Consider the following 23,414-nt stretch of genomic DNA (forward strand, 5'->3'; position numbering starts at 1 on the left):
AAGATGCGCATCGCTTTGAAATGGATCCTGCGGGGCTTTGGCGCTTTGGTGCTCGCATTGCTCGTGCTGGGCATCTGGAAGCGCGAGGAACTGACGCGGGTGCTGGCCGTCAACAGCCTGTTTTTGCCCGACCGGATTGTCGCCAATTTCAGCCATATGGACCGCGCTTTTCTGAATACACCTATCCCGACGGGCGAGACCCCCGCATCGCTTCTGCCACCGGGCGCGCGCATGATGCCGCCCGCCGGATTCGATCGCTTCGTTGCCGCGCGCAACATCACTTCGATTGTGGTGCTGAAAGACGGTGCGCTGGTCTTTGAGGGCTATTACCAAGGCACCACAGCAGAGGATTTGCGCATCAGCTGGTCCATCGCCAAAAGCTACCTCTCCGCGCTGATGGGGATTATTCTGGAACGCGGTGACATCGCAAGCCTGGATGATCCGGTCATCGATTATGTCCCGCTTCTGCGGAGTGGTGCCTATGACGGCGTCACGATCCGCCACGTGTTGAACATGACCACCGGCGTGACATTCGACGAGGACTACCTCGACAAAAGTTCCGACATCAACCGCATGGGCCGCGTGCTGGCGCTTGGCGGCAAGATGGATGCTTTTGCAGCCGGGCTGACGGAAACCTTCACCGACCCCGGCACCGATTGGCAATATGTGTCGATTGATATGCATGTTCTGGGCATGGTCATTCGCGGGGCCACGGGGCGCTCGATCATCGATCTGATGGGCGAGGAAATTATCGCACCGCTTGGGGTCGAGCGCGCGCCCTATTACCTGACCGATGGCACGGGCGTTGCCTTTGTGTTGGGTGGGCTGAACGCGACTACGCGCGATTATGCGCGTTTCGGGCAGATGTTCCTGCAACATGGCGCATGGAATGGGCAACAGATCGTGCCGCGCGACTGGGTGATCGCCTCCACCACGCCATCCGCCCCAACGGGTGCCGATCAATATGGCTATGGCTATCAATGGTGGATGCCCCGCGATGCGCGCCCGCGCGAATACATGGGACGTGGCATTTACGGACAATACCTCTACATCAATGAGGTGCAGGGGGTCGTGATCGCCCTGACGGCAGTGGATGGGGAGTTTCGAGACGCAGAGGTCCAGCGTCAGAACATCGCGCTATTTCGCGAAATGACCGACGGTTTGCAGGGAGATGCGAATGGAGAAAGATGACAGCATCAACGTATTGGGCGGCGCACTTGCGATCTGCGGCACCGATCCGGTCACCGGATTTTTCCGCGACGGCCATTGCAACACCTGTGCCGCCGATCAGGGTAGCCATACGGTCTGTGCAGTGATGACGGCGGAGTTCCTCGCCTATTCGAAATACGTCGGCAATGATCTGAGCACGCCGCGACCGGAATTTGGTTTCGCAGGCCTGAAACCGGGGAATCCGTGGTGCCTTTGTGCGGGGCGGTTCCTGCAAGCCCATGATGAGGGCTGCGCGCCCAAGGTGAACCTTGCCGCGACGCATAAACGCGCGCTGGAAATCGTGCCGTTGGAAGTATTGAAAGAGCATCGCCACGTTGATTGAGATCCCTGGCGCAATTGCGGACAAACCGCAGCGGACATCTTGCACCGGCGCGCGCCATTTCGGGTGACCCACCTTTGATGCGATCACTTTCACCGTGACCCCGAAAGCAATGACCTCAATATGATCGCCTACATCGTCCTGTTTGGGTCTGCCTTTGCCGCAGCAACCATTTTGCCGATGCAATCCGAAGCCGTTCTGGTCGCGCTTTTGCTGTCCGGTGCGCATTCAGCCTCCGGCCTGGTCATTATTGCGACCGTCGGCAATGTGCTGGGCAGCGTTGTAAACTGGTATCTTGGACGATATCTGCTCCATTTCAGGCATAGGAATTGGTTTCCAGCCTCTGAAGCACGGCTCGAGCAAGCTCAAAACTGGTATCGCCGCTATGGGCGATGGTCCCTGTTGGGCAGTTGGGTGCCTGTGATCGGTGACCCGCTCACATTGGTTGCGGGCGTGATGCGCGAACCATTGCCAACGTTCCTGCTCTTCGTCACGATCGCCAAAGGCACGCGTTACCTTGTGCTGGCCGCGCTGACGCTGGCCTGGCTCTGAGGCGCGCAACAGCTTAGAGCGCGCCTATCTGCACATCACAACCGGGCCGCCTCAGGCAAACGCGCCCATCTCGAACCCCAGCGCCTTGGCGACGGTAAAAATGTCCTTGTCGCCGCGCCCGCACATGTTCATGCAGATGATGTGATCCTTTGGCAGCTCGGACGCGATCTTCATGACATGGGCCAACGCATGGCTGGGCTCCAGCGCCGGGATGATGCCTTCGAGTTCGCAGCAAAGCTGAAACGCCTCAAGCGCCTCAACATCCGTGATCGACACGTATTTTGCGCGCCCAATTTCATGCAGCCAAGCGTGTTCGGGACCGATGCCCGGATAATCAAGCCCTGCGGAGATTGAGAACCCTTCGAGGATTTGTCCATCGTCGTCCTGTAACAGATAGGTCCGGTTGCCGTGCAGCACACCGGGACGCCCGCCGGTCAGCGAGGCGCAATGCTCCATCTTGGCATTCACGCCCTTGCCGCCAGCCTCGACGCCGATGATCCCGACTTCCTTGTCGTCCAGGAACGGGTAAAACAGGCCCATCGCGTTCGAACCGCCCCCAATCGCCGCAATCAGCGTATCGGGAAAACGCCCCTCGGCGGCGGTCATCTGCTCGCGCACTTCCTTGCCGATGATGGCCTGAAAATCACGCACCATCGCCGGATAGGGGTGTGGGCCGGCCACCGTTCCGATGCAATAAAACGTGTCACGCACATTGGTGACCCAGTCGCGCAGCGCATCGTTCATCGCGTCCTTGAGCGTGCCACGTCCGGAGGTCACAGGCACCACCTCGGCCCCCAGAAGCCGCATGCGGAACACATTCGGGGCCTGACGTTCGACGTCATGCGCGCCCATGTAAACGATACATTTCAAACCGAATTTCGCACAGACCGTCGCCGTGGCCACGCCGTGCTGGCCCGCGCCGGTTTCCGCGATGATCCGCGTCTTGCCCATGCGGCGCGCCAGAATGATCTGGCCCAGCACATTGTTGATCTTATGCGCGCCGGTGTGGTTCAACTCGTCGCGCTTCATATAGACCTTGGCGCCACCGAGGTGATCGGTCAGGCGTTCGGCGAAATAGAGCGGGCTGGGGCGGCCAACGTAATGGGTCCACAGGTCGTTCATTTCCGCCCAGAAACTCTCATCCGTCTTGGCGTTTTCATATTGCTCTTCCAGCTCAAGAATGAGCGGCATCAGCGTCTCGGAGACAAAGCGTCCGCCGAAATCACCAAAACGGCCATTCTCATCCGGGCCGGTCATGAAGGAATTGAAAAGATCGTTCACGGCAGAGTCTCCCATATCAGACCGTTGAGCGTTTAAAGCCAAAATGGGAGGGCGTAAAGCCAAGGCCTTCGTAGAAGCGCGCGGTATCGGTGCGACTTTTGTGCATCGTGAGCTGGATCAGGCTGCATCCGCCGGTCCGGGCGCGCGCAACCGCGTCCTCGATCATCAATTGGCCGATCCCCTGCCCGCGCAGCTCACTTGCAACGCGCACAGATTCGATTTGGGCCCGCCGCGACGCCCGCAAACTGAGACCCGTGATCAATGTCAGCTGGTAGGTCGCAACGACGCGGGTGTCGGAAACACCAACAATCAGTTGGTTGCCATTTTCCTGCATCATCACATCATAGGCCGCAAAATACGGCACCATATTATCGCCCTCGCGCGCGGCCCCCAGCGCATCGTCTTGCAGCAAAGCAACGATCGCAGGCACCTCGCACCGCTCCGCGGGGCGAAAGACAACGCTCACGCTGTGGCCCCGCTCACAAAGGCCTCGATGAGAGCGGGGTCCTTCACGCCCGGCGCGCTTTCCACGCCCGAGGACACATCGACCTGCTTTGCACCGGTCATTTTGATCGCTTCAGCCACATTATCCGGCGTCAGCCCCCCGGCCAGCATCCAGGGGATCGGCCAGCGTCGCCCCGCGATCAGCCGCCAGTCAAAGGCCAACCCATTGCCACCGGGCAAATCGGCGTCTTTGGGCGGTTTGGCATCGACCAGGATCTGATCGGCGGTTTTGAAATAACTCTCCAACACGGGCAGGTCCGAGGCATCCGCAACCCCCACGGCCTTCATCACCGGCAAGCCATAGCGCGCCTTGATCAGCGCCACGCGTTCGGGCGTTTCCGACCCGTGCAGTTGCAGCATATCCAGCGGTACCTGTTGTGTGAGCGCATCCAGAAACCCGTCATCCGCATTGACCACCAAAGCCACCTTGGCCAGCCCAACAGGCGCTCTCAATGCCAGGTTGCGCGCGAGTTCCAGCGATACATTACGCGGGGATTTGGCAAAGAACACAAAACCACAATAGGCCGCGCCCGTGCCCGCAACCACACCAACGTCCCGCGTGCTGCGCAGACCGCATATCTTTACGGAGATCTCATTTTTCATGCCGGAGTTTGATCACGGTCCTTGCGGCGGCACAAGAAGGCGCGCCTAGCTGGCTTCATCCAGAAGGGCCAAGACCTCGTCTTTGCCCTGGTGTTTCTCGCCTTTGAGCTTTGCAATCTCGCGCTCCATGCGGCGCATTTCACGCGCTTGACGGGCTGCTTCGGCACGCTGGTTGTGCTCGCGCACCCATTCCCAGACAAAACCCACAAAGAGGCCGACGATAATGCTGCCAAAGATCACAATGAACAGCGGCAGATCAATACCGGGGTTCATATGAAACCAGCCTGCCACCTCAGAGGGGATCAATTGCAGCGACGTCATCTGGCGGTTCGCAACCGCCACAGAAATCAGCGCCACCGCAAAAGTAGCAATACAAGCGTATCGGATATAGCGCATCAGGATTTCCCGTTCAAACGATCACGCAACAGCTTGCCGGTCTTGAAAAATGGCACGTGTTTTTCATCAACATGCACCGTTTCGCCTGTGCGCGGGTTACGACCCACACGCGAGTCTCGCTTTTTCACCGAAAAGGCACCAAAACCGCGCAATTCAACGCGATCCCCGCGCGACATCGCACCGGTCACTTCCTCGAAGATCGTATTCACGATACGCTCAACGTCCCGCTGATAAAGATGTGGATTTTCGTCTGCAATCTTCTGGATCAGCTCGGAACGGATCATGGCAACACCCTCGTTGATTTTGAGACGCTTCGAATACGTCCATTGCGTGAACTATAGAAACAATGATGGCTTTGGGAAAGTAAACCATGGCCCGGCTTTGACAATTTTTTCAATAGAAGACCCTGTATTTGTGCAGTTTTTCCAACAGGCCCTACATTTGGAGAGAAATTGAGCGAGACCGGTAGCGTTTCTGCGTCGCAGCAGTGGCGAATGATTCGCATCAGATTATGACCCCGGCACGGCCCGCAACCGACCCGATGTGCGATCACATTGATCCCCACGCCTTGTTGCGAAAGCCCAAGAGCGCGCGGCGCCGTGACCGCGCCACAGCCCCGTGCGCGACATAAGAGACTTCATGCCAACCATGGCCCTTTGTGCACAACAATCAGACAGCACGTCCAAAATGGAGGCACAAAGCCTCGATACGCAATCACTCGCATTGCGTGCAAAACGGAGTTCTGTTCTATCTGAGATCAGCTCACCCGCCAGACTTAGGTCAAAAAAACGGGCAAAGAGAGTTGGACGAAAACAGGGGACGTCAGGGATGAAACGGAACAATGTGATACGCGATGTCTGCGTGGTCGGCTCGGGACCGGCGGGGCTTCAGGCTGGCTATTATTTCCAGAAGAAGGGTATGGATTTCACCATCCTTGAACGCGGCGCGCAGGTTTGCAGCTTCTTTCGCACCTTTCCGCGACACCGCCAGTTCATCTCGATCAACAAGGTGCATACCGGGCTGTCCAATCCCGAAACGCGGCTGCGCTATGACTGGAATTCGCTGCTGAATGACGAGGGGCTTTTGTTCAAGGACTGGAGCCGGAAATATTTCCCCTCCGCCGAGGATTTCGTCGATTACGCCGAGGCCTTCGCCGCGCAGATGAAAGATCACATCCGATGTAACAGCGATGTGGTCGAGGTCTCCAAAACCGATGGGGTTTTCAACCTGCGCTGCGCCGATGGCAGGACGCATCATGCGCGCAATGTGATCGTCGCCACAGGCGTATCCCAGCCCTGGGATCCGGGCATTGAGGGGTTTGATCAGGTTGATAACTACTTCGATTTCGATCCCACGCCGGAACAATTTGAAAACGAACGCGTCCTGATATTGGGCAAGGGCAATTCCGCCTTTGAAACCGCCGATTCACTGGTGGAACATGCCGCCGCCATCCATGTCATGAGCCCCAATCCCGTGCGCTTTGCCTGGCAGACCCATTTTGTCGGTCACCTGCGCGCCGTGAACAATAATTTCCTCGATACCTATCAGTTGAAGTCGCAAAATGCGGTGATCGACGCCAAGGCGGTGAAGATCGAACGCAAGGACGGTGTCTATACGGTCACGGCCGAAATGCGCGCGGCGGAGGGTCACGAGATCGTCCTGACCTATGACCGGGTGATCGCCTGCACCGGTTTTCGGTTCGACGCCGACATCTTTGCCGATGATATCCGGCCCGAATTGCGTCATTTCGCCAAATTCCCGGCGATGACCGCCGAGTGGGAAAGCGAAAACGTGCCGGGGCTGTTTTTTGCCGGAACGATTATGCAGTCTCGCGATTATCGCAAGACGATGTCCGGATTCGTGCACGGGTTCCGCCATAACGTGAAATGCCTGGCGGAGTTCATCGCCGGGCGCGTGCAAGGGAGCGATTATCCCAGCACGCAGACGCCGCTTGACCCCGAGAGCCTGACGCGCGCGATTATTGAGCGGATCAGCACCTGTTCGGGGGTGTTTCTGCAGCCCGGTTTCCTATGCGATATCATCATGCTGGAACCCGGTGGTTCGGGTCAAAGCTATCACGATGTGCCTGTAGCCTGGGCGCAGGCGCAAGACCGGATCGCACAGGGCGAATATATAATGGTCACGCTGGAATATGGTGATTTTGGCGAAGATTCGATGCATGTCAAACGCGCTCATGAGGTTTTCGGCGATACGCCAGACGCCTTCATCCATCCCGTGCTCCGGCATTTTCGCGACGGCGTTCAGATCGGCGAGGTCCATCTGGCCGATCATCTGGACGCAGATTGGCGGCCTCGTTCCGAACGGGATGAAAACGCAAGCACTGTGATGTGCATGACCTTTAAAGATGCCGGGGAAACATTGCCGCCTTCGGTCGTGGCGGACCGCCAGATTCGAGCTTTTCTGGATCGACAGCGCATTGCAGGCACATACGCCGCGCGAACCGCAGCTGAATAAGCCCGCAGACACCGCCGAAAAACCCCGGCGATCTGCGCGCCGGGGCGTCGATTCGCCGAACCGCGCGATGGGGAACGGATATGCGAGGGTCGGCAAAGGCGCGACATGGCTCCGCAGATCGGCAAAAATGCATCACAACCCATGTTGTGGTGTCATACCCGCGATCGGATGGGTGATACGCTTCCAAAGGCACCTGCGCTCTTAAGCCTTGATAGATCTGCATTTAGATTTGGCCCCCGCCCCTTTCGTGCCGATGCGGGGCATGTTCTGCACGCAGGGGTCGAATGGGCGCGCGAGATATCTGTTGTGACACTGAAGTTTCGTCTCTAGATGAACCTCATCGAGCGTCGTCCTCTCAGGAGACCCCGAGCAGGCAAGCCAATTTCCTTACGAAAACCGGAACGAAACAACGCCCGCATACGTTTGTCGTATGTGACCCGTTGCAGTTTCGATTTGTCCGTCGGGCAGAGCGGCAACGTGAATGTCTATCAACTCTAGCAAAATTGGAACAAAAGAATGCTCAGAATTACAGCAACTGCGATTCTACTCACCTCGGTGGCAAGCTTTGCCTATGCCGGTGACATCACCCCCACGCCCGCAGCGCCCGTTATCGCAGCGCCGATCTCCTCTGCTCCCTTCTGGGCAGGTGCATATGTCGGTGCGCAACTTGGCTACTCCTATGGCGACTTTGATCTCGACCTCGGCTCCCGCCCCGGCGATTTCGACAATGACAGCGTGATCGGAGGTATTACCGCTGGTTATCTTTGGGATATCGGCAACGGCTGGTATGTCGGTCCGGAATTTCAATATGATTTCGCCGATATCACGGTCACCGATGCAACCTCCGGCGACACCGCGTCCTTTGACGAAATCGCCCGCCTGAAATTCATTGCCGGCTACGAGCTTGGAAATGGTCTGCTCTATGGTAGTGCGGGTGTGGCTTATTCGAGCTTTGACAACGCGGGTGCCGTGTTCGACGGGCTTGACGGCAGCGACACCAGCTATGTTCTGGGGTTTGGTTATGACCACCGCATCGCCGAAGATTGGACGCTGGGGGGCGAATATATGTACCACAGCTTCAGCAACGCTGGTGCTGCTGGTGGCGATGTGGACGTGAACACCGTGCACATCAAAGCGACGTACCGCTTCTAATTAGGAACAATTTAACAAGTAGAAAGGCCCCGCAGATCTCTCTGCGGGGCCTTTTTTTAGCGGTATCTGTTAAACTCAGTCTTTGTCTTTGAGCGCTGCGCCCAAGATATCACCAAGCGATGCACCGGAGTCCGAGGAACCATACTGCTGCACGGCTTCTTTCTCTTCGGCAATTTCGCGCGCCTTGATGGACACACCCAGACGACGGGATTTCGCGTCCACATTGGTGATGCGCACGTCAACCTTGTCCCCAACCGAGAAACGCTCTGGGCGCTGCTCAGCACGGTCACGCGACAAATCGGAGCGGCGGATGAAGGATTTCATGCCCTCATATTCCACTTCGATGCCACCGTCCTCGATGGCCGTCACATTCACCGTTACAATCGAGCCGCGCTTCACGCCGCCAACCGCTTCTGCGAACTTGTCACCGCCAACGCCTTTGATCGAGAGGCTGATGCGCTCTTTCTCAACGTCGACTTCGGACACAACCGCCTGCACCACATCGTTTTTGTGATAGCTTTGGATCGCGTCTTCGCCGCGCTCGTCCCATGACAGGTCGGAGAGGTGAACCATGCCGTCGATGTCGCCCTCGAGACCAACAAACAGACCGAATTCGGTGATGTTCTTGACTTCGCCTTCGACTTCCGTGCCCTCAGGGTGTGTTTCTGCAAACACTTCCCATGGGTTGCGCATAGTCTGCTTGAGACCAAGGGAAACGCGGCGCTTGGCACCATCGATTTCCAGAACCATGACTTCGACTTCTTGCGACGTAGACACGATTTTGCCCGGATGGACGTTTTTCTTGGTCCAGGACATTTCGGACACGTGCACGAGGCCTTCGACACCGGCTTCGAGCTCAACAAAGGCACCGTAATCAGTGATGTTGGTCACGCGACCTGTGTGTGATGATTCCAGCGGATATTTCGCGGCAACCAGATCCCATGGATCTTCCTGCAACTGCTTCATGCCGAGAGAGATACGATGTGTCTCTTTGTTGATCTTGATGACCTGCACCTTAATCGTCTCGCCAATCGCCAGAATTTCGGACGGGTGGTTCACGCGGCGCCATGCCATATCGGTTACGTGCAACAGACCGTCCACGCCGCCTAGATCGACGAACGCACCGTATTCGGTGATGTTCTTGACCACACCGTCAACGGTTTGGCCCTCGGTGAGGTTGCCGATGACTTCGGCGCGCTGTTCGGCACGGGATTCTTCGAGGATCGCACGACGCGACACCACGATGTTGCCCCGGCGACGGTCCATTTTCAGAACCTGGAACGGCTGCTTGAGACCCATCAGAGGGCCTGCATCGCGCACGGGGCGCACATCAACCTGCGAACCAGGCAGGAACGCCACGGCACCACCAAGATCGACCGTAAAGCCGCCTTTGACACGGCCAAAGATTGCGCCTTCGACGCGCTCTTCGTCGGCATAGGCTTTTTCCAGACGGTCCCAGGCTTCTTCGCGACGTGCCATTTCACGGGAAATGACCGCTTCGCCACGGGTGTTTTCAACCTGACGCAGGAATACCTCGACCACGTCACCCACTTCGATTTTGGGGGATTCACCGGGGTCTGCGAATTCTTTGAGATCAACGCGGCCTTCCATTTTGTAGCCGACGTCGATGATGGCCTGGCCCGCTTCGATTGCGATCACCTTGCCTTTGACAACAGACCCTTCTTCGGGTGTGTCCATTTCGAAGCTTTCTTCCAAAAGGGCTTCGAAGTCTTCCATAGTTGCGTTTTGCGCCATGTAGCGTGTGTTCCTTTGTACGTTTGTTTCTGGCCGTGCGGTTGTCTCCGCCGGTCTTTGGATTTGATTTGCTCTTGGGCGTATCGCCTTTACGCAAAACAAACGAAGGGCCGGCACTCACCGACCCTGCTCATTTGCTCTGCCGCAAAGGCTGTTCCCGCCCCGTCAACGTCCGCGCGTATAGAGGGGTTTTCAGCTGGGATCAACCCATCAAGGGAATTGTGGAGCCACGCTCTGGAATATCAGGTGTCTTATAAGGGCCGCGTTTCTTGAGTATGCCCTCATTAGCTTGTTCATAAAAGGCAGTGGTGTCTGCAATCTCCCATGGCGCATCGACCAGACCAGCGACTGCGGCCAGCGGCTTATCAGTATAGATGGCCTATGATAAACGCGCGCATCCAGCACTCCCTGACAACAATCAAGCGGTAGCGTGCATTTGATCCATTACCCCTAAAACAGGCCCAAATGATCAGGCGCTTAGAGGCCTCTAAGGCCACCTGACCCATCCCTGATGCGCCAAATGGGCTTGGCACTTTGGGTCGCGCCGCGAGGTCGCCTGGGTATCTTTGTCCTAGCGCTCAGCCAAGCGTCCTGCGCCTCGCAAATCCTACTGCGCGCGCAGGATAGCTTTCGATCCCCCAGCGAACACATCGGCGGCAATTTCACCCGGTTGCTCAGAACCGCTTCAAAGCGCCTGACCTTTACGCAGATCCTCCAAGAGGTCTTGGTAAATACCGTTGCTGTCTCCTCCGCCAAAAACCTGCGCGCCCCCCGAATAGCTCTGCCCATAGGTGCGCGTAACGTTCACGATCTGGGCGACAGCCGACAAAAACTGATCCTGTTCAAGCGATGACAGGGGGTGGATGAAAACGCCCCACACCCGGCCCTTGGCCACAGCATAGCGCGCGTCCAGGGCGGAATCGAAATTGGCCTGCATCATGCGCAGCAGATCCGCCTGTTCCAAATCTTCGGCCGATCTGATCGGCACCATCGCCCGCATCCGATCCGCACGCGGATCAGCGATCACAACGATGGGGATATCCTGAACGGTAAATTCGATGGCCGCGCCCTGCGCTCTGGCATCCGCATCGATGACCCGGATGATATCAGCCAGCCGCTGGAGGGTCATAGGAGGTTCGCCCTGCGGCAAAATGTCGGGTGCATCACCCTCCTGGGCCAGACTGAGCGTTGCAAAACCGACAAGGACAAGCGTCAAAATAAAACGGGTCATGGCAATACCTTTCGCAATTGAATTGCCACAAGGCTAGACAGGGTTCGGCTCAAACGCCACGCACCCTTTGGTGATCGCTTTGCAACATTACGCGGTGCACATCGGTTGTTTCCGGGCGGCGGCCCCTTGCGCGCAACGCTTGCTTGCCAAAGATCAGCGCCGCGACCTGACGGCGGCAATTGCGGCATGGATCGCCTCTTTTATGCTCATATCAGAGGTATCTATCACCATGGCATCCGGCGCCGGTTTCAAGGGGGATTCCGCGCGGTTCTGATCGCGCGCATCACGTTCCCTGACATCGGCAAGCACCTGTTCAGGGCTTGTCATAGAGCCGGAGGCTACCAATTCGCTGAACCGGCGCTGCGCACGAACCTCAGCACGCGCGGTGATAAACAGCTTGGCCTCCGCTTGCGGGCAAATCACGGTCCCAATGTCGCGCCCGTCCAGAACGGCCCCCCCGGCGCGGCGCGCAAAACTGCGCTGGAAATCCAGCAAGGCCGCCCGCACCTCGGAGACCACCGCGACTTTGCTGGCGGCCTGTGCAACCTCAGGACCGCGCAGGTTTGAGCCCTCAATATCGCCAGCCGTCAGCGCCCTTGCCGCCGCTGCCGGGTCCATACCCAACAGGTATTTTGCACCAACAGCGCGGTACAACAAGCCGGTATCAAGGTGCGCAAAGCCGAAATGTTCCGCAACGGCCTTGGAGATCGTCCCCTTGCCCGCCGCCGCGGGGCCGTCAACCGCGATGGTGAAGGGTTCGGTCATATTCATTCAACGCTCCAGCTGCGCGCCCAGAGCCGTCATGAGGGGCTCAAAGATCGGGAACGACGTGGCAATCGGCCCGCCGTCATCCACGCTGACCGGGTTTTGCGCGGCCATCCCGAGGATCAGAAAGGACATGGCAATGCGGTGATCGAGATGGCTGGCGCAGGTCGCCCCGCCGGGGACATTGCCATGTCCAAGCCCCGTAACCGTCCACCAATCCGGCCCATCCTCGACAGTGATCCCATTGGCGCGCAGCCCCGTGGCCATTGCATCAATCCGGTCGCTTTCCTTGACGCGCAACTCCTTGACGCCGCGCATCACGGTTTGCCCCTTGGCAAAAGCGGCGACAACCGAAAGCACCGGGTATTCGTCGATCATGCTGGCGGCGCGGGCGGGCGGCACTTCGATGCCCTTGAGGTTCGGGGAGAAGCGCGCGCGCAGATCGGCAACCGGCTCGCCCCCCTCGGTCCGCTCGTTTTCATAGGTGAGGTCTGCGCCCATCTCGCGCAGCGTGGTGTAAAGCCCCGCCCGCGTCGGATTGAGTCCGATGCCCGGCACCAGCACGTCCGAGCCCGGCACGATCAGCGCCGCACAGACCGGAAAAGCCGCAGAGGAAGGATCCCGCGGCACATCAATCTTCTGCGGTTTAAGCTCGGGTTGTCCGGTCAGGGTGATAACCCGCCCCGCCTCGGTTTGCTCAACGGTGATCTCCGCGCCAAAGCCTGCGAGCATGCGTTCGGTGTGATCGCGCGTCGCCTCAGCCTCGATCACGACGGTTTTACCTGGTGCGTTCAGACCGGCCAGCAAGACGGCTGATTTGACCTGCGCAGAGGGCACCGGTACGGTATATTCGACCGGCACCGGCTCCGCCGCGCCGACAATCGTCATAGGCAAACGCCCTCCTGCCCGGCCATGGGATTGCGTGCCAAAAAGCGCCAATGGGTCCGTGACCCGCGCCATCGGGCGGCCATTGAGCGAGGCATCGCCCGTGAAGGTCGCAGAGATCGGGGAGGTCGCCATCGCGCCCATGATCAGGCGCACGCCGGTGCCTGAGTTGCCACAATCGATCACGTTCTCAGGCTCGGCAAAGCCGCCGACGCCGACGCCGTGCACGGACCAATTGCCGTTCCCGTGATCCGTGACCTCGGCCCCGAAAGCGCGCATGGCTTTGGCGGTATCGAGCACATCCTGCCCTTCGAGCAGGCCGCTGATTTCGGTTTTCCCGACGCTTAATGCGCCCAGAATCAAGGAGCGGTGCGAAATGGATTTATCGCCCGGCACCTCGGCAGTGCCGGACAATGCGCCACATGGGCTTGAGGTCATCGGGATAGGCGCGCCGTGGCTGGACATGTGGTTCCTCGACTGGATCAAATACAGCGCGAGGCTTAGCGGCTAGGCTCCCAAGGGTCCAGCCCCTAAGCGGCAGGCTCAGGTCTTGGCGAAGGTCAGGTAATGGGGCCTGCGCCCTTCGCGCAGCGCCTTTTGCTCATAGCGCGTGGAAATCCAGTCATCCCAGGGGTCGCGCCAGTCCTGCGCGCGCTCAGCCAGCCATTCAAAGCCATGCTTTGGCACCTCTACGAGCGTCTGGCGTACATAATCCTCAATATCCGTGGCCACGCGGAAAATCGCACCGGTTTTCAACTTCTGGGCCAAGGGTTCAAGGTGCTCCGCAGTCACAAACCGACGACGATGGTGCCGCGTTTTGGGCCAGGGGTCGGGGTAAAGCAAAAACGCGCGGTCGATGGAATTCTCCGGCAGCACGTCAAAAAGATCGCGCGCATCACCGGGGTACACCGCGAGGTTAGTAACATCCGCACGCCTGATTTTGCCCAAGAGCATCGCCACACCGTTGATATAGGGTTCCGCGCCGATGATCCCGACTTGCGGATTGGCCGCTGCCTGATGCACCAGATGCTCGCCGCCACCAAAACCGATCTCAAGCCAGACCGGCTTGCCATCAAAAAGCCCGCTCAGATCCAGCGGGGCGCGATCGGGGTTGTCACCCCAATCCACCGCACCGGGCGAGAGCGCCGCGAGATCTTCTTCGATATAGCCTTTTTGGGACTGCTTGAGGGTTTTTCCCTTCAAGCGGCCATAGAAATTGCGATGTGGGCGTTGTGGCTGTGACATATCGGGCGTTTAACCCGGTCTTGCAGGGGCTGCAACGCCGCGCAGTGGCATTTTTGACGCAAATGCCACCGGCCGGAGTGCACGGGACCTAATCCCTGTAGGCAGGCACCACAGAAGCACCGGCTGAAAGCCAACACGCCGCATACGAACGCCTTGAGGCCGTCGGCGTCAAAGCCCTTAGACGGCGCCTTTGAGCGCCTCGACCAAATCGGTTTTTTCCCAGCTGAAACCGCCATCCGCTTCGGGCGCCCGGCCGAAATGGCCATAAGCAGCGGTGCGCGCATAGATCGGCTTGTTGAGGTGCAGATGTTCGCGAATACCGCGCGGCGTCAGGTCAATAATCTTGCCGATTGCGACCTCAATAGCGCCGTCATCCACTTCGCCCGTCCCGAAGGTATCGCAATAAATCGACAGGGGCTTGCTGACGCCAATCGCGTAACTCAGCTGGATCGTGCATTTCTCAGCCATGCCCGAGGCCACCACATTTTTTGCCAGATACCGCGCGACATAGGCCGCGGAACGGTCCACCTTGGTCGGATCTTTGCCCGAAAACGCGCCCCCGCCGTGGGGTGCGGCACCGCCATAGGTGTCCACAATGATCTTGCGCCCGGTCAGCCCTGCATCCCCATCCGGCCCGCCAATCACAAAAGTCCCGGTCGGGTTCACCCACCATTCGGTGTCCGCGCTGATCCAGCCTTCAGGCAGAACTTCGCGGATATAGGGCTCCACGATGTCCCGGATGTCCTGTGAGGTCTGGCTTTCATCCGCATGCTGTGTGGACAGCACGATCGAGGACACACCCACCGGCTTGCCGTCCTCATAGCGCACGGAAAGCTGGCTCTTGGCATCCGGGCGCAGGGTCGGTTCGGTGCCATCCTTGCGCACTTCGGCCAGACGGCGCAGCATCGCATGGGCGTAATGGATCGGTGCGGGCATCAATTCCGGCGTTTCGCGGGTGGCAAAACCGAACATGATCCCCTGATCGCCCGCGCCCTCATCCTTGTTACCGCTGGCATCGACGCCCTGGGCGATATGGGCAGATTGCTCGTGCAACAGATTCGTGATCTCGCAGGTCGCGTGGTGAAATTTATCCTGCTCATAGCCGATATCCTTGATGCAGTCCCGCGCGATTTCTTCGATACGGCCCATGTAATCCTTGAGCGTGTCCTTGTCAGAAAGCCCGACTTCGCCACCGATCACGACCCGGTTGGTCGTGGCAAAGGTCTCCGCGGCAACCCGCGCTTCGGGTTCTTCGGCGAGAAAGGCATCCAGCACAGCGTCCGAAATGCGGTCACAGACTTTATCCGGGTGCCCCTCAGAAACGGATTCCGAGGTGAAAGTGTAGTTCTTACGAGACATGAAACGCTCCAGTGAAAAAGACATGCCACGTCAGGAAGCCGTTGTGGCAGATTCGAGCTTGCATACGTCCCATGTGGTTAACTTACAATTAATTTTTTTGGCGATGTCGCGTTACTGCGGCAGCCACGATCCCCAGGAACAGCAAAATAAAGACCGGGATATCCCCGAACCTGCTATAGGGCGTTGGTGGAGCTGCCACAGGTAACGGCGCATCCAGAAACCCGGCCCTGTCCATGGGCAGGCTGGCAAGGATGCGCCCCTGCGGGTCAATCATTGCAGAAATGCCCGTATTTGCCGCCCGCATGAACGGCAGACCTTGTTCAATGGCACGCATCCGGGCTTGCGCCAGGTGCTGCTGCGGGCCTGCGTTCTGCCCGAACCAGGCGTCATTGGTAATTTGCAGCAGAAAGTCGGGGCGGGTGTCGGTGCCCGCCACGCCATGTGCAAAAACCGCCTCATAGCAGATCAGGGGCAGCCCCTTGCCCAAAGGTCCGAAGTCGAGCAGACGTGGGCCCTGCCCGCTGGCGAACCCGATGGCTGATGTCTGGGCCAGTCCGGTGATCCCGAAACGGCCAAGCAGGCGGCCAAAGGGAATGTATTCGCCAAAAGGCACGAGGTGATGCTTGTCATAGATCTGCGCGGGGTTGCCCACAGCGTCCAGCACCGCGAGCGCGTTAAACAAGCCCTCATCCGCGCGCCGCAAGAGGCCCAGAACGACGGGCTGGCCCTGCGCCACGGCGGCGATCTGCGCGAGGGCGGGTTCGGCCTGATCCAATGTCCAGGGAATGGCCGTTTCGGGCCAGATCGTGAGGACCGGCGCAGGCGTGCCCGCCTTGATCGGGGCTGCGGTGAAGTCCAATTGCCGCTCAAAAAAGGTCAGTGCGAAATCCGGCTGCCATTTCAAATGCTGCGCCGCGTTTGGCTGAACCAGCCGGACCCAATGCGCCGTGAGCGTTGCCGCAGGTGCCAAAGGCGGCAGATAAAGCAGGATCGCTGCAGTACAGAAAAGCACGACCTTACCGGTCAAAACCAGACCGTGCCGCCAGCGTCCCGCGACACTGGAGAGCGCCCAGCACAGTGACATCAGCCACAGGGTCATGCCATGCGGCCCCACCAACGCCAGCCCCTGACCGGCGGTACCGGACACCAGCGCCTGGGCCGGGCTGGCCCATGGAAACCCGGTGAATAGATAAGCGCGCAACACCTCGGCGGCGGTCCATGTCAGTATGAGAGGCCAGGTGTCGCGCGACAACAGGCGCGCCAACCAGAACGCACCACCCCAGAAAAGCGCCATGCCCGCGCTCATCAGGATCAGCGCAAAAGGGGCCATCCAGGCATGCCTGTCAGGATCAATCTGAAACGGCTCCATGATCCAGAACAGCGCGACACCGAAATACCCCACGCCAAGCGCGCCCCCCATCAGCGCCGCATCGCGTCCTCGCGTCTCGCCCCGCAACACAATAAACGCGAGCGAAAAACCCACCACCATGAAGATCGGTTGATCAAACGGGGCCTGGCCCAGGGATGCAAAGGCCCCGAGCAAAGCCGCCACACCGAGGCGGTTCAGGCGCGACAGGCCCGCATACCCCTGTGCGGGCCCTCTGTGGCCTGACGCGCGTTTGCGCATTAGGGGAGCGGAGCGGCAGTACGCACACGCAGCCTCTTGATGCTACGGGGGTCAGCATCGAGCACTTCGAACTCGGGACCGTCGGGATGCACGACCACCTCGCCGCGCGCCGGCACCCGGCCCGACAGCATGAAAACGAGACCACCCAGCGTGTCGATTTCTTCTTCATCGACCTCATCATGATCCGTCAGCGATTGCCCGATTTCAGCCTCGAAGGCATCCAGCGGCGTTTTGGCCAATGCGACGTAACAGCCCGGTTTTTCTTCGGTCCAATAGAGCCCCTCATCGACGTCATGTTCGTCTTCGATCTCACCGATGACCTGTTCGATCAGGTCCTCAATGGTCACAAGCCCGTCCACGCCGCCATATTCGTCAATGACCAGCGCCATATGGCGCCGCTCCGCCTGCATTTTGGTGAGCAGGATGCCAATCGTCATGGAGGGCGGCACGAACAGTAGCGGGCGCAGCATGGCGCGCATGTCAAATTCGTGGGTGTCCCCGTTGAACCCATGGGTCAGCGCAAGGTCTTTCAGGTGCAAGAACCCGATGGGCGTATCCAGCGTGCCGTCATAGGCGGGCAATCTGGTCAGACCGCTCTCCTTGAAAATTGCGACGACTTCATCCAGAGGCGCCGTCGCCGCAACCGCTGTGATATCCGCCTTGGGAATCGAGACATCCTCGACACGCATACGGCGCAGGTTGATCATGCCATGCGTGCTGGGTCGCGCCTGAGGCGTCGTGAGGACGAGGTCCGATGTATCCGCATCCGATGGGCTCAGCGCCCCGATGACCCTACTGAAAAATCCGCCCGGCCTTGAGGGTTCCGGGTCTGGTGTTGTGTCTGCCTCCACATGCGCGCGCTGCGCTGCGTCAGACTGTCCGTCATTGTCGCCCATTGAGTCCTGTTCTAGAATGGCTCGGCGAGATCACCGATCAAACCCTATATGGATCATCCAGACCCATTTTGCCAAGTATTTCGATTTCCAATGCCTGCATCAGCGTGGCATCGCAGTCACGGACGTGGTCATAGCCCAAAAGATGTAACGTTCCGTGAACAATCAGATGGGTAAAATGCGCCTCCAGCGTTCTTCCCAGTTCCACCGCTTCGCGCGCACAGGTTTCATAGGCGATGGCAATATCGCCCAACTCATAGAACCCCTCGACATCAGGTTCGGGACGATGGGGCGGCTGACCTTCGTGCTCACAGGACAGTTCCGTCGCGGGCCAGCTGAGCACGTTCGTGGCACTCTGCTTGCCGCGAAAATCCGCATTCAGCACCGCGATACGCGCATCATCACAAGCGAGCAGCGATATTTCCGTGTCCTCAAAGGGTAAATCCAAATACGCGAGGGTATGCATCACCGCTTGCGCGGCGAGCGCCTCAACCGCCACCTCACGCCAGCCCGGCGCTTTAATCAGGACATCTAACATGCGCGCATCGCCACATCAGCCCGGGGGCGTTTCCGCCTCATAGGCCTCGATGATCGCCGCCACCAGCGGATGACGCACCACGTCCTTGGAGGTGAAATAGTTGAAACTGATCTTCGGGATCGTCTTGAGCAGTCGTTCAGCATCGGCAAGCCCCGAGGACACCCCGCGCGGCAGATCCACCTGTGTGCGGTCCCCGGTAATGACCATGCGCGAACCCTCCCCGAGCCGGGTCAGGAACATCTTCATCTGCATGGAAGTCGCGTTCTGCGCCTCATCGAGCACGACAAAGGCATTGGACAGGGTGCGCCCCCGCATAAACGCCAGCGGGGCGATTTCGATCTGCTTTTCCTCGAACAATCGCGCCAATTGCTTGCCCGGCAGGAAATCGCCCAAAGCATCATAAAGCGGCTGCATGTAGGGATCGACCTTGTCTTTCATGTCACCGGGTAAAAAGCCCAGACGCTCGCCCGCCTCCACCGCCGGGCGCGACAGGATGATCTTATCGACCTGCCCCGTCAGAAACATTGACACGCCGACGGCCACGGCCAGATAGGTTTTGCCCGTCCCGGCAGGACCGATGCCAAAGGCCAGCTCGTTCTGGAACAACGATTGCACATAGGCTTTTTGCGCATCCGTGCGCGGCTCCACGCTCTTTTTGCGGGTCTGGATTTCGATCCGGGAACCGATGGGCATTTCAAGCTGGTCGCCGTCCTGCGGTCCGGTGGTCTCTTCAAACGGACCCATGCGCAATTCGCGGTCCACATCCGCTGATTCGACCACCCGCCCACCTTCGAGCCGCGCATAAAGCGCATGCAGAACGCGCATGGCATCGGTCTGGGCATGAGGCTCGCCCATCACAACCAATTGGTTGCCCCGCCGCACGATCTGCACCTCCAACGCCTTTTCGATCTGCGCGAGGTTGGCGTCATAGGCACCACATAGGTCGATCAACAACCTGTTGTCGGGAAATTCAACCGTGCCGCCCGGTGCGGCGGTCAATGTGTCTGTCGGGCTTTGATCGCTGGGGGCCAATCACTGTTCCTTAAGCATCAGGGGTTGAGGGACGGTGCCAATTCCGACAGGCCAGCGCAAGCACAACAACGCGAAAATCACATAACTGAAACAATATTAGGCGGGAAAGGGCCAAGCCTGCACAAAACCCTGACCCGGTCGCCCGTTTACTCTGGCCGATCCGATCGAGACTGACGCGCCGCCTAGCTCCGTTTCACAGCCGAAAGCGAGTTGCGCTTGGCCTCTGTCGCCTTGACCCGCACGATATCACCGATGGCCGCATCGGAATTTTCGATATGAACCGCGTGGAGGTATTCGGATTTGCCGACCATCTGTCCTGGTTTGCGCCCGATTTTTTCGACCAGAACGCGCAGATCCCGACCGACCATGGCGTTTTGGATCGCCTGCTGCTGGCGGGTGATCAGCGCCTGAATGCGCTGCAAGCGCTCATCCGCTTCATCGCCTGCAACCTGCGCCCGTTCAGCGGCAGGTGTTCCGGGGCGGGTGGAATACTTAAACGAATAGGCATAGCCGTAATTCACCGCTTCGATCAGATCGAGCGTGGCTTGAAAATCGGCTTCGGTCTCTTCGGGGAAGCCGACGATGAAATCTCCCGACATCACGATATCCGGGCGCGCCGCTCTGATACGTTCGATGACCCGCAAATAGCTTTCGGCAGTATGGCTGCGGTTCATGCGTTTAAGAATACGGTCCGAGCCCGATTGCACGGGTAAATGCAGATAGGGCATCAGTTTTTCGCAAGTGCCATGCGCCTCGATCAGATCATCGGACATGTCATTGGGGTGGGAGGTGGTGAAACGGATACGTTCCAGACCGTCGATGTCGTTCAAGGCCCATATCAACTGCGCCAGGCTCTGATCGGATCCATCCAGACCCGCGCCGTGATAGGCGTTGACGTTCTGCCCCAGCAGCGTGATTTCGCGCACGCCGCGCTCCACCAGCTGGCGGGCTTCCTCCAGCACGCGTGCCACAGGGCGGCTTGCTTCCGCACCGCGCGTGTATGGCACAACACAAAAGGCGCAGAATTTATCGCACCCCTCTTGCACCGTCAAAAAAGCCGACGGCGCGCGCGCAGGGCCCTTGCGCCCCTTGAGCGCCTCGAATTTATCCTCTGCCGGGAAATCCGTATCCAGCGCTGTGTGCCCGGCACGCACACGCGCCTCCATCTGCGGCAGGCGGTGATAGGATTGCGGCCCCACGACCAGATCGACGGCGGGCTGACGGCGCATGATCTCTGCGCCTTCCGCCTGCGCCACGCATCCCGTGACCCCGATTTTGAGCTCCGGATTATGCGTTTTGAACCCCTTGAGTCGCCCAAGTTCGGAGTAGACCTTCTCGGCGGCCTTTTCGCGAATATGGCAGGTGTTGAGCAGGATCATATCCGCCTCTTCGGCGTTGCTGGTCTCGACATACCCCTGCCCGCCCAGCGATTCCGCCATGCGTTCGCTGTCATAAACGTTCATCTGGCAGCCATAGGTCTTGATGAATAGTTTCTTGGGCGTGGTCATGGGACATCCGCATCAGTGAGGTTGGCGCGTTGCTTACCAGCCCTGGTGAGCTGTTGCAATCAACGCCGCATTGACCCGGCACGGTTTATCCCTGAGCGCGGCGAACCTGATCCGGCACCAAAAACCTGAAAAGATCTGGTGATGAAACACCGCGTGAAAATGCGAAAGGCTCCGTGGCGATTGTGCTTATCGAAGACGGTGCAAATTTGTCTCGACGCTGCGCCATCGCCACCCCCTCGGGTATGCCACTGTCTGCGCCTTCATGCGCCAGTTTTCGACCTGCCCGACGATCTCGCATCGCACCCTTATGTGGTATCCCTGAAACATGCGCATCTGGATCAGACGGAACATCCTGCGCGCGCGAAGGCGAGGCGCGTGAATTTTGTCTAAAAACCGCCAACTCGACCCCTTTGGGCACCTGCGATGGCGGTTTGAGAAGCAGGTTCTTTATGGGGCATGAAAATGAACCGTATCGCCCATTCTCATGGCAAACGCCGCGTAACCCTTCAGGCAGACCATCGTTTTTCGTAACAGGAATGTAACATTTTCGCCTGCCCATGATCTCACAACATCACCGCGGATCTATGTCTTTTCGCAGCGCCAAAGGCCTTGCGGTCTTCTCCTTGTAGCGCAGGGACGATAGTGACCGTCCGCTTGCCCAATTGCGTGCCTTTCAAACGGCAGGCGCGCCTGATCGCACCGGCACAGTGGTTTTGACGCTGTGTTACAAGCGCGCGCCCTGCCTTCAATTGACAGAGCTCAGCCCACCCAAAGCCAGCGGGCTTCGCGCCATACCGACCGGTCAGTGGTAAACTACGCACCGAGAAAAAGGTCAGGGCGTCAATCGGACCACTCTACTTGATAGAACGCAACGCACGCATGAGGCGCCGTAAGGTGGACTTCAGTCCACCATCCCTCAGGTCTTGCGACGCAAACGGATGACAACATCCACAGAGGCGATTTCGGCACCTTCCGGCGCATCCGGGATTCGCGCAATGACCAATTGATCTGAGGGGGCGTCCGTCAGCTTCGCTTCATCTTCCCAAAAGAAATGCGGGTGATCATGGGTGTTCGTATCAAAGTAGCTCTTTGATCCATCCACCGTCACCTCCTGCATCAAGCCAGCCTCGCAAAACGCCCTCAAGGTGTTATAGACCGTCGCCAAGGACACAGTCTCGCCCTGCTTTTTAGCCGAAGCGAACAGGCTTTCCGCTGTCACATGGCGATCCTGCCCATCACCGATCAGCAAAGTCGCAAGGGTCAACCGCTGGCGAGTAGGCCGCAGCCCGGCCGTGGCGAGCCAGGAGGCCCCGATATCTTGTTGCGCGCGTGTCATGACGTCCTCTTAAACATCTTAGCTCTCTATATAGGGCCTATTGCGAGTCGTTTTCAATTATTTATGGAGAATTAGTTCGATCGCCCGGTCACGCTCTTATATGGCTGGCGCGCGTTGCCTGAAACCTCACCACTCTTGCAGAGCCTGTAAACCCGATGTTAGAGGGGTTCAGCAACAAAGACAGCCGAGCAGGAGACGTGCCGCCATGGCCAATTACCCGACCAGTTTCGACAAGGAAGACCTGCTGAAATGTGCCCGCGGGGAGCTTTTCGGCCCTGGCAATGCGCAGCTGCCCGAGCCTCCAATGCTGATGATGGACCGGATTACGGATATTTCCGAAGACCGCGGCCTGCATGAAAAAGGCCACGTCGTTGCGGAATTCGATATCCAGCCGGATCTGTGGTTTTTTGACTGCCACTTTCCGGGCAATCCGATTATGCCCGGCTGTCTTGGCCTTGATGGCCTCTGGCAGCTCACCGGCTTCAACCTGGGGTGGCGCGGCTGGCAGGGGCGCGGATATGCGCTTGGGGTGGGTGAGGTGAAGCTCACCGGCATGGTGCGCCCGGATCGCAAAATGCTCACCTATTACGTGGATTTTACCAAGGCCATCCAGACCCGGCGCTTGACAATGGGTGTCGCCAATGGCCGGGTGGAGGCGGATGGCGAAACCATCTATCAGGTCACGGATATGAAGGTCGCCCTGTCGGAAAATTGATACCGATCGGGAT

The 23,414-nt window shown here is 58.7% G+C and carries 23 protein-coding genes and 1 riboswitch; of the genes, 6 read left to right on the top strand and 17 right to left on the bottom strand.

Annotated elements, in window-relative coordinates; translation table 11 throughout:
• The first annotated feature begins 3 nt into the window (after positions 1 to 3).
• From ROLI_RS15570 to ROLI_RS15580, 3 genes are all read left to right on the top strand, one after another.
• On the top strand, positions 4 to 1,191 hold the full coding sequence (locus ROLI_RS15570; protein ID WP_187429405.1) for a serine hydrolase: 1,188 nt from the start codon (positions 4 to 6) through the stop codon (positions 1,189 to 1,191).
• Complete coding sequence (locus ROLI_RS15575) at positions 1,178 to 1,552, top strand: DUF2237 family protein (RefSeq protein ID WP_187429406.1); 375 nt, start codon at positions 1,178 to 1,180, stop codon at positions 1,550 to 1,552. Before ROLI_RS15570 ends, ROLI_RS15575 begins: the two co-directional genes overlap by 14 nt.
• Positions 1,553 to 1,672: 120 nt before the next feature.
• Entirely contained in the window at positions 1,673 to 2,101 is a 429-nt protein-coding gene (locus tag ROLI_RS15580) for a YqaA family protein (protein WP_187429407.1), read from the top strand.
• 51 nt (positions 2,102 to 2,152) lie between these two features.
• Here ROLI_RS15580 and trpB read toward each other — a convergent pair whose 3' ends face one another.
• From trpB to ihfB, 5 genes are read right to left on the bottom strand one after another with little or no spacing between them, the layout of a single operon-like run.
• Complete coding sequence (gene trpB / locus ROLI_RS15585; RefSeq protein ID WP_262386447.1) at positions 2,153 to 3,358, bottom strand: tryptophan synthase subunit beta; 1,206 nt, start codon at positions 3,356 to 3,358, stop codon at positions 2,153 to 2,155.
• A 40-nt stretch (positions 3,359 to 3,398) separates the two neighbouring features.
• The gene (locus ROLI_RS15590; protein ID WP_187429409.1) at positions 3,399 to 3,848 is read right to left on the bottom strand and encodes a GNAT family N-acetyltransferase; all 450 of its coding nucleotides are present in this window, start codon (positions 3,846 to 3,848) and stop codon (positions 3,399 to 3,401) included.
• Positions 3,845 to 4,489, bottom strand: coding sequence for a phosphoribosylanthranilate isomerase (locus ROLI_RS15595; protein ID WP_187429410.1), 645 nt, complete (start codon positions 4,487 to 4,489; stop codon positions 3,845 to 3,847). Before ROLI_RS15595 ends, ROLI_RS15590 begins: the two co-directional genes overlap by 4 nt.
• 45 nt (positions 4,490 to 4,534) lie before the next feature.
• Positions 4,535 to 4,885 (bottom strand): lipopolysaccharide assembly protein LapA domain-containing protein, encoded by a 351-nt coding sequence (locus tag ROLI_RS15600; protein ID WP_187429411.1) that lies wholly within the window; start codon positions 4,883 to 4,885, stop codon positions 4,535 to 4,537.
• Positions 4,885 to 5,169: an integration host factor subunit beta gene (ihfB, locus tag ROLI_RS15605; RefSeq protein ID WP_187429412.1), complete on the bottom strand. Its 285-nt coding sequence runs from the start codon at positions 5,167 to 5,169 to the stop codon at positions 4,885 to 4,887. The genes ROLI_RS15600 and ihfB overlap by 1 nt, the downstream gene beginning before the upstream one ends.
• A gap of 544 nt (positions 5,170 to 5,713) precedes the next feature.
• On the opposite strand from ihfB, the gene ROLI_RS15610 reads away from it, so the two are divergent.
• Together ROLI_RS15610 and ROLI_RS15615 are read left to right on the top strand one after the other, a co-directional pair.
• Entirely contained in the window at positions 5,714 to 7,360 is a 1,647-nt protein-coding gene (locus tag ROLI_RS15610) for an NAD(P)-binding domain-containing protein (RefSeq protein ID WP_187429413.1), read from the top strand.
• 516 nt (positions 7,361 to 7,876) lie between these two features.
• Entirely contained in the window at positions 7,877 to 8,512 is a 636-nt protein-coding gene (locus ROLI_RS15615) for an outer membrane protein (protein ID WP_187429414.1), read from the top strand.
• A 75-nt stretch (positions 8,513 to 8,587) separates the two neighbouring features.
• On the opposite strand, the gene rpsA is transcribed toward ROLI_RS15615, so the two are convergent.
• The 12 genes from rpsA to irr all read right to left on the bottom strand — a co-directional run bounded on the left by rpsA (position 8,588) and on the right by irr (position 22,686).
• Positions 8,588 to 10,384, bottom strand: a complete 1,797-nt coding sequence (gene rpsA / locus ROLI_RS15620) for a 30S ribosomal protein S1 (protein ID WP_316247422.1) — start codon at positions 10,382 to 10,384, stop codon at positions 8,588 to 8,590.
• Positions 10,385 to 10,952: 568 nt separating this feature from the next.
• Positions 10,953 to 11,498, bottom strand: coding sequence for a hypothetical protein (locus ROLI_RS15625; RefSeq protein ID WP_187429416.1), 546 nt, complete (start codon positions 11,496 to 11,498; stop codon positions 10,953 to 10,955).
• A 153-nt stretch (positions 11,499 to 11,651) separates the two neighbouring features.
• Positions 11,652 to 12,263, bottom strand: coding sequence for a d(CMP) kinase (locus tag ROLI_RS15630; protein ID WP_187429482.1), 612 nt, complete (start codon positions 12,261 to 12,263; stop codon positions 11,652 to 11,654).
• Positions 12,264 to 12,269: 6 nt separating this feature from the next.
• Complete coding sequence (gene aroA, locus ROLI_RS15635; protein WP_187429417.1) at positions 12,270 to 13,613, bottom strand: 3-phosphoshikimate 1-carboxyvinyltransferase; 1,344 nt, start codon at positions 13,611 to 13,613, stop codon at positions 12,270 to 12,272.
• A gap of 78 nt (positions 13,614 to 13,691) precedes the next feature.
• Complete coding sequence (gene trmB / locus ROLI_RS15640; protein WP_187429418.1) at positions 13,692 to 14,393, bottom strand: tRNA (guanosine(46)-N7)-methyltransferase TrmB; 702 nt, start codon at positions 14,391 to 14,393, stop codon at positions 13,692 to 13,694.
• Between the two features lie 177 nt (positions 14,394 to 14,570).
• Positions 14,571 to 15,752, bottom strand: coding sequence for a methionine adenosyltransferase (gene metK / locus ROLI_RS15645; RefSeq protein ID WP_187429483.1), 1,182 nt, complete (start codon positions 15,750 to 15,752; stop codon positions 14,571 to 14,573).
• Positions 15,753 to 15,756: 4 nt separating this feature from the next.
• Positions 15,757 to 15,805: riboswitch (SAM-SAH riboswitch) on the bottom strand.
• Between the two features lie 35 nt (positions 15,806 to 15,840).
• Complete coding sequence (gene lnt / locus ROLI_RS15650) at positions 15,841 to 17,379, bottom strand: apolipoprotein N-acyltransferase (RefSeq protein WP_187429419.1); 1,539 nt, start codon at positions 17,377 to 17,379, stop codon at positions 15,841 to 15,843.
• Positions 17,379 to 18,275: a CBS domain-containing protein gene (locus ROLI_RS15655; RefSeq protein WP_187429420.1), complete on the bottom strand. Its 897-nt coding sequence runs from the start codon at positions 18,273 to 18,275 to the stop codon at positions 17,379 to 17,381. The genes lnt and ROLI_RS15655 overlap by 1 nt, the downstream gene beginning before the upstream one ends.
• 37 nt (positions 18,276 to 18,312) lie before the next feature.
• Complete coding sequence (gene ybeY, locus ROLI_RS15660; protein ID WP_187429421.1) at positions 18,313 to 18,810, bottom strand: rRNA maturation RNase YbeY; 498 nt, start codon at positions 18,808 to 18,810, stop codon at positions 18,313 to 18,315.
• A 15-nt stretch (positions 18,811 to 18,825) separates the two neighbouring features.
• Positions 18,826 to 19,842 carry a PhoH family protein gene (locus tag ROLI_RS15665; RefSeq protein ID WP_187429422.1) on the bottom strand — a complete coding sequence of 339 codons (1,017 nt, stop codon included), beginning with the start codon at positions 19,840 to 19,842 and terminating at the stop codon, positions 18,826 to 18,828.
• A gap of 182 nt (positions 19,843 to 20,024) precedes the next feature.
• A complete protein-coding gene (miaB, locus tag ROLI_RS15670; RefSeq protein WP_187429423.1) occupies positions 20,025 to 21,350 on the bottom strand; it encodes a tRNA (N6-isopentenyl adenosine(37)-C2)-methylthiotransferase MiaB in 1,326 nt (441 codons plus the stop codon).
• 916 nt (positions 21,351 to 22,266) lie between these two features.
• Positions 22,267 to 22,686 (bottom strand): Fur family transcriptional regulator Irr, encoded by a 420-nt coding sequence (irr, locus tag ROLI_RS15675; protein ID WP_187429424.1) that lies wholly within the window; start codon positions 22,684 to 22,686, stop codon positions 22,267 to 22,269.
• 205 nt (positions 22,687 to 22,891) lie between these two features.
• On the opposite strand from irr, the gene fabA reads away from it, so the two are divergent.
• A complete protein-coding gene (gene fabA / locus ROLI_RS15680) occupies positions 22,892 to 23,401 on the top strand; it encodes a bifunctional 3-hydroxydecanoyl-ACP dehydratase/trans-2-decenoyl-ACP isomerase (RefSeq protein WP_187429425.1) in 510 nt (169 codons plus the stop codon).
• The last annotated feature ends 13 nt before the right edge of the window (positions 23,402 to 23,414 follow it).

The organism is Roseobacter fucihabitans, from assembly GCF_014337925.2.
Classification (GTDB): domain Bacteria; phylum Pseudomonadota; class Alphaproteobacteria; order Rhodobacterales; family Rhodobacteraceae; genus Roseobacter; species Roseobacter fucihabitans.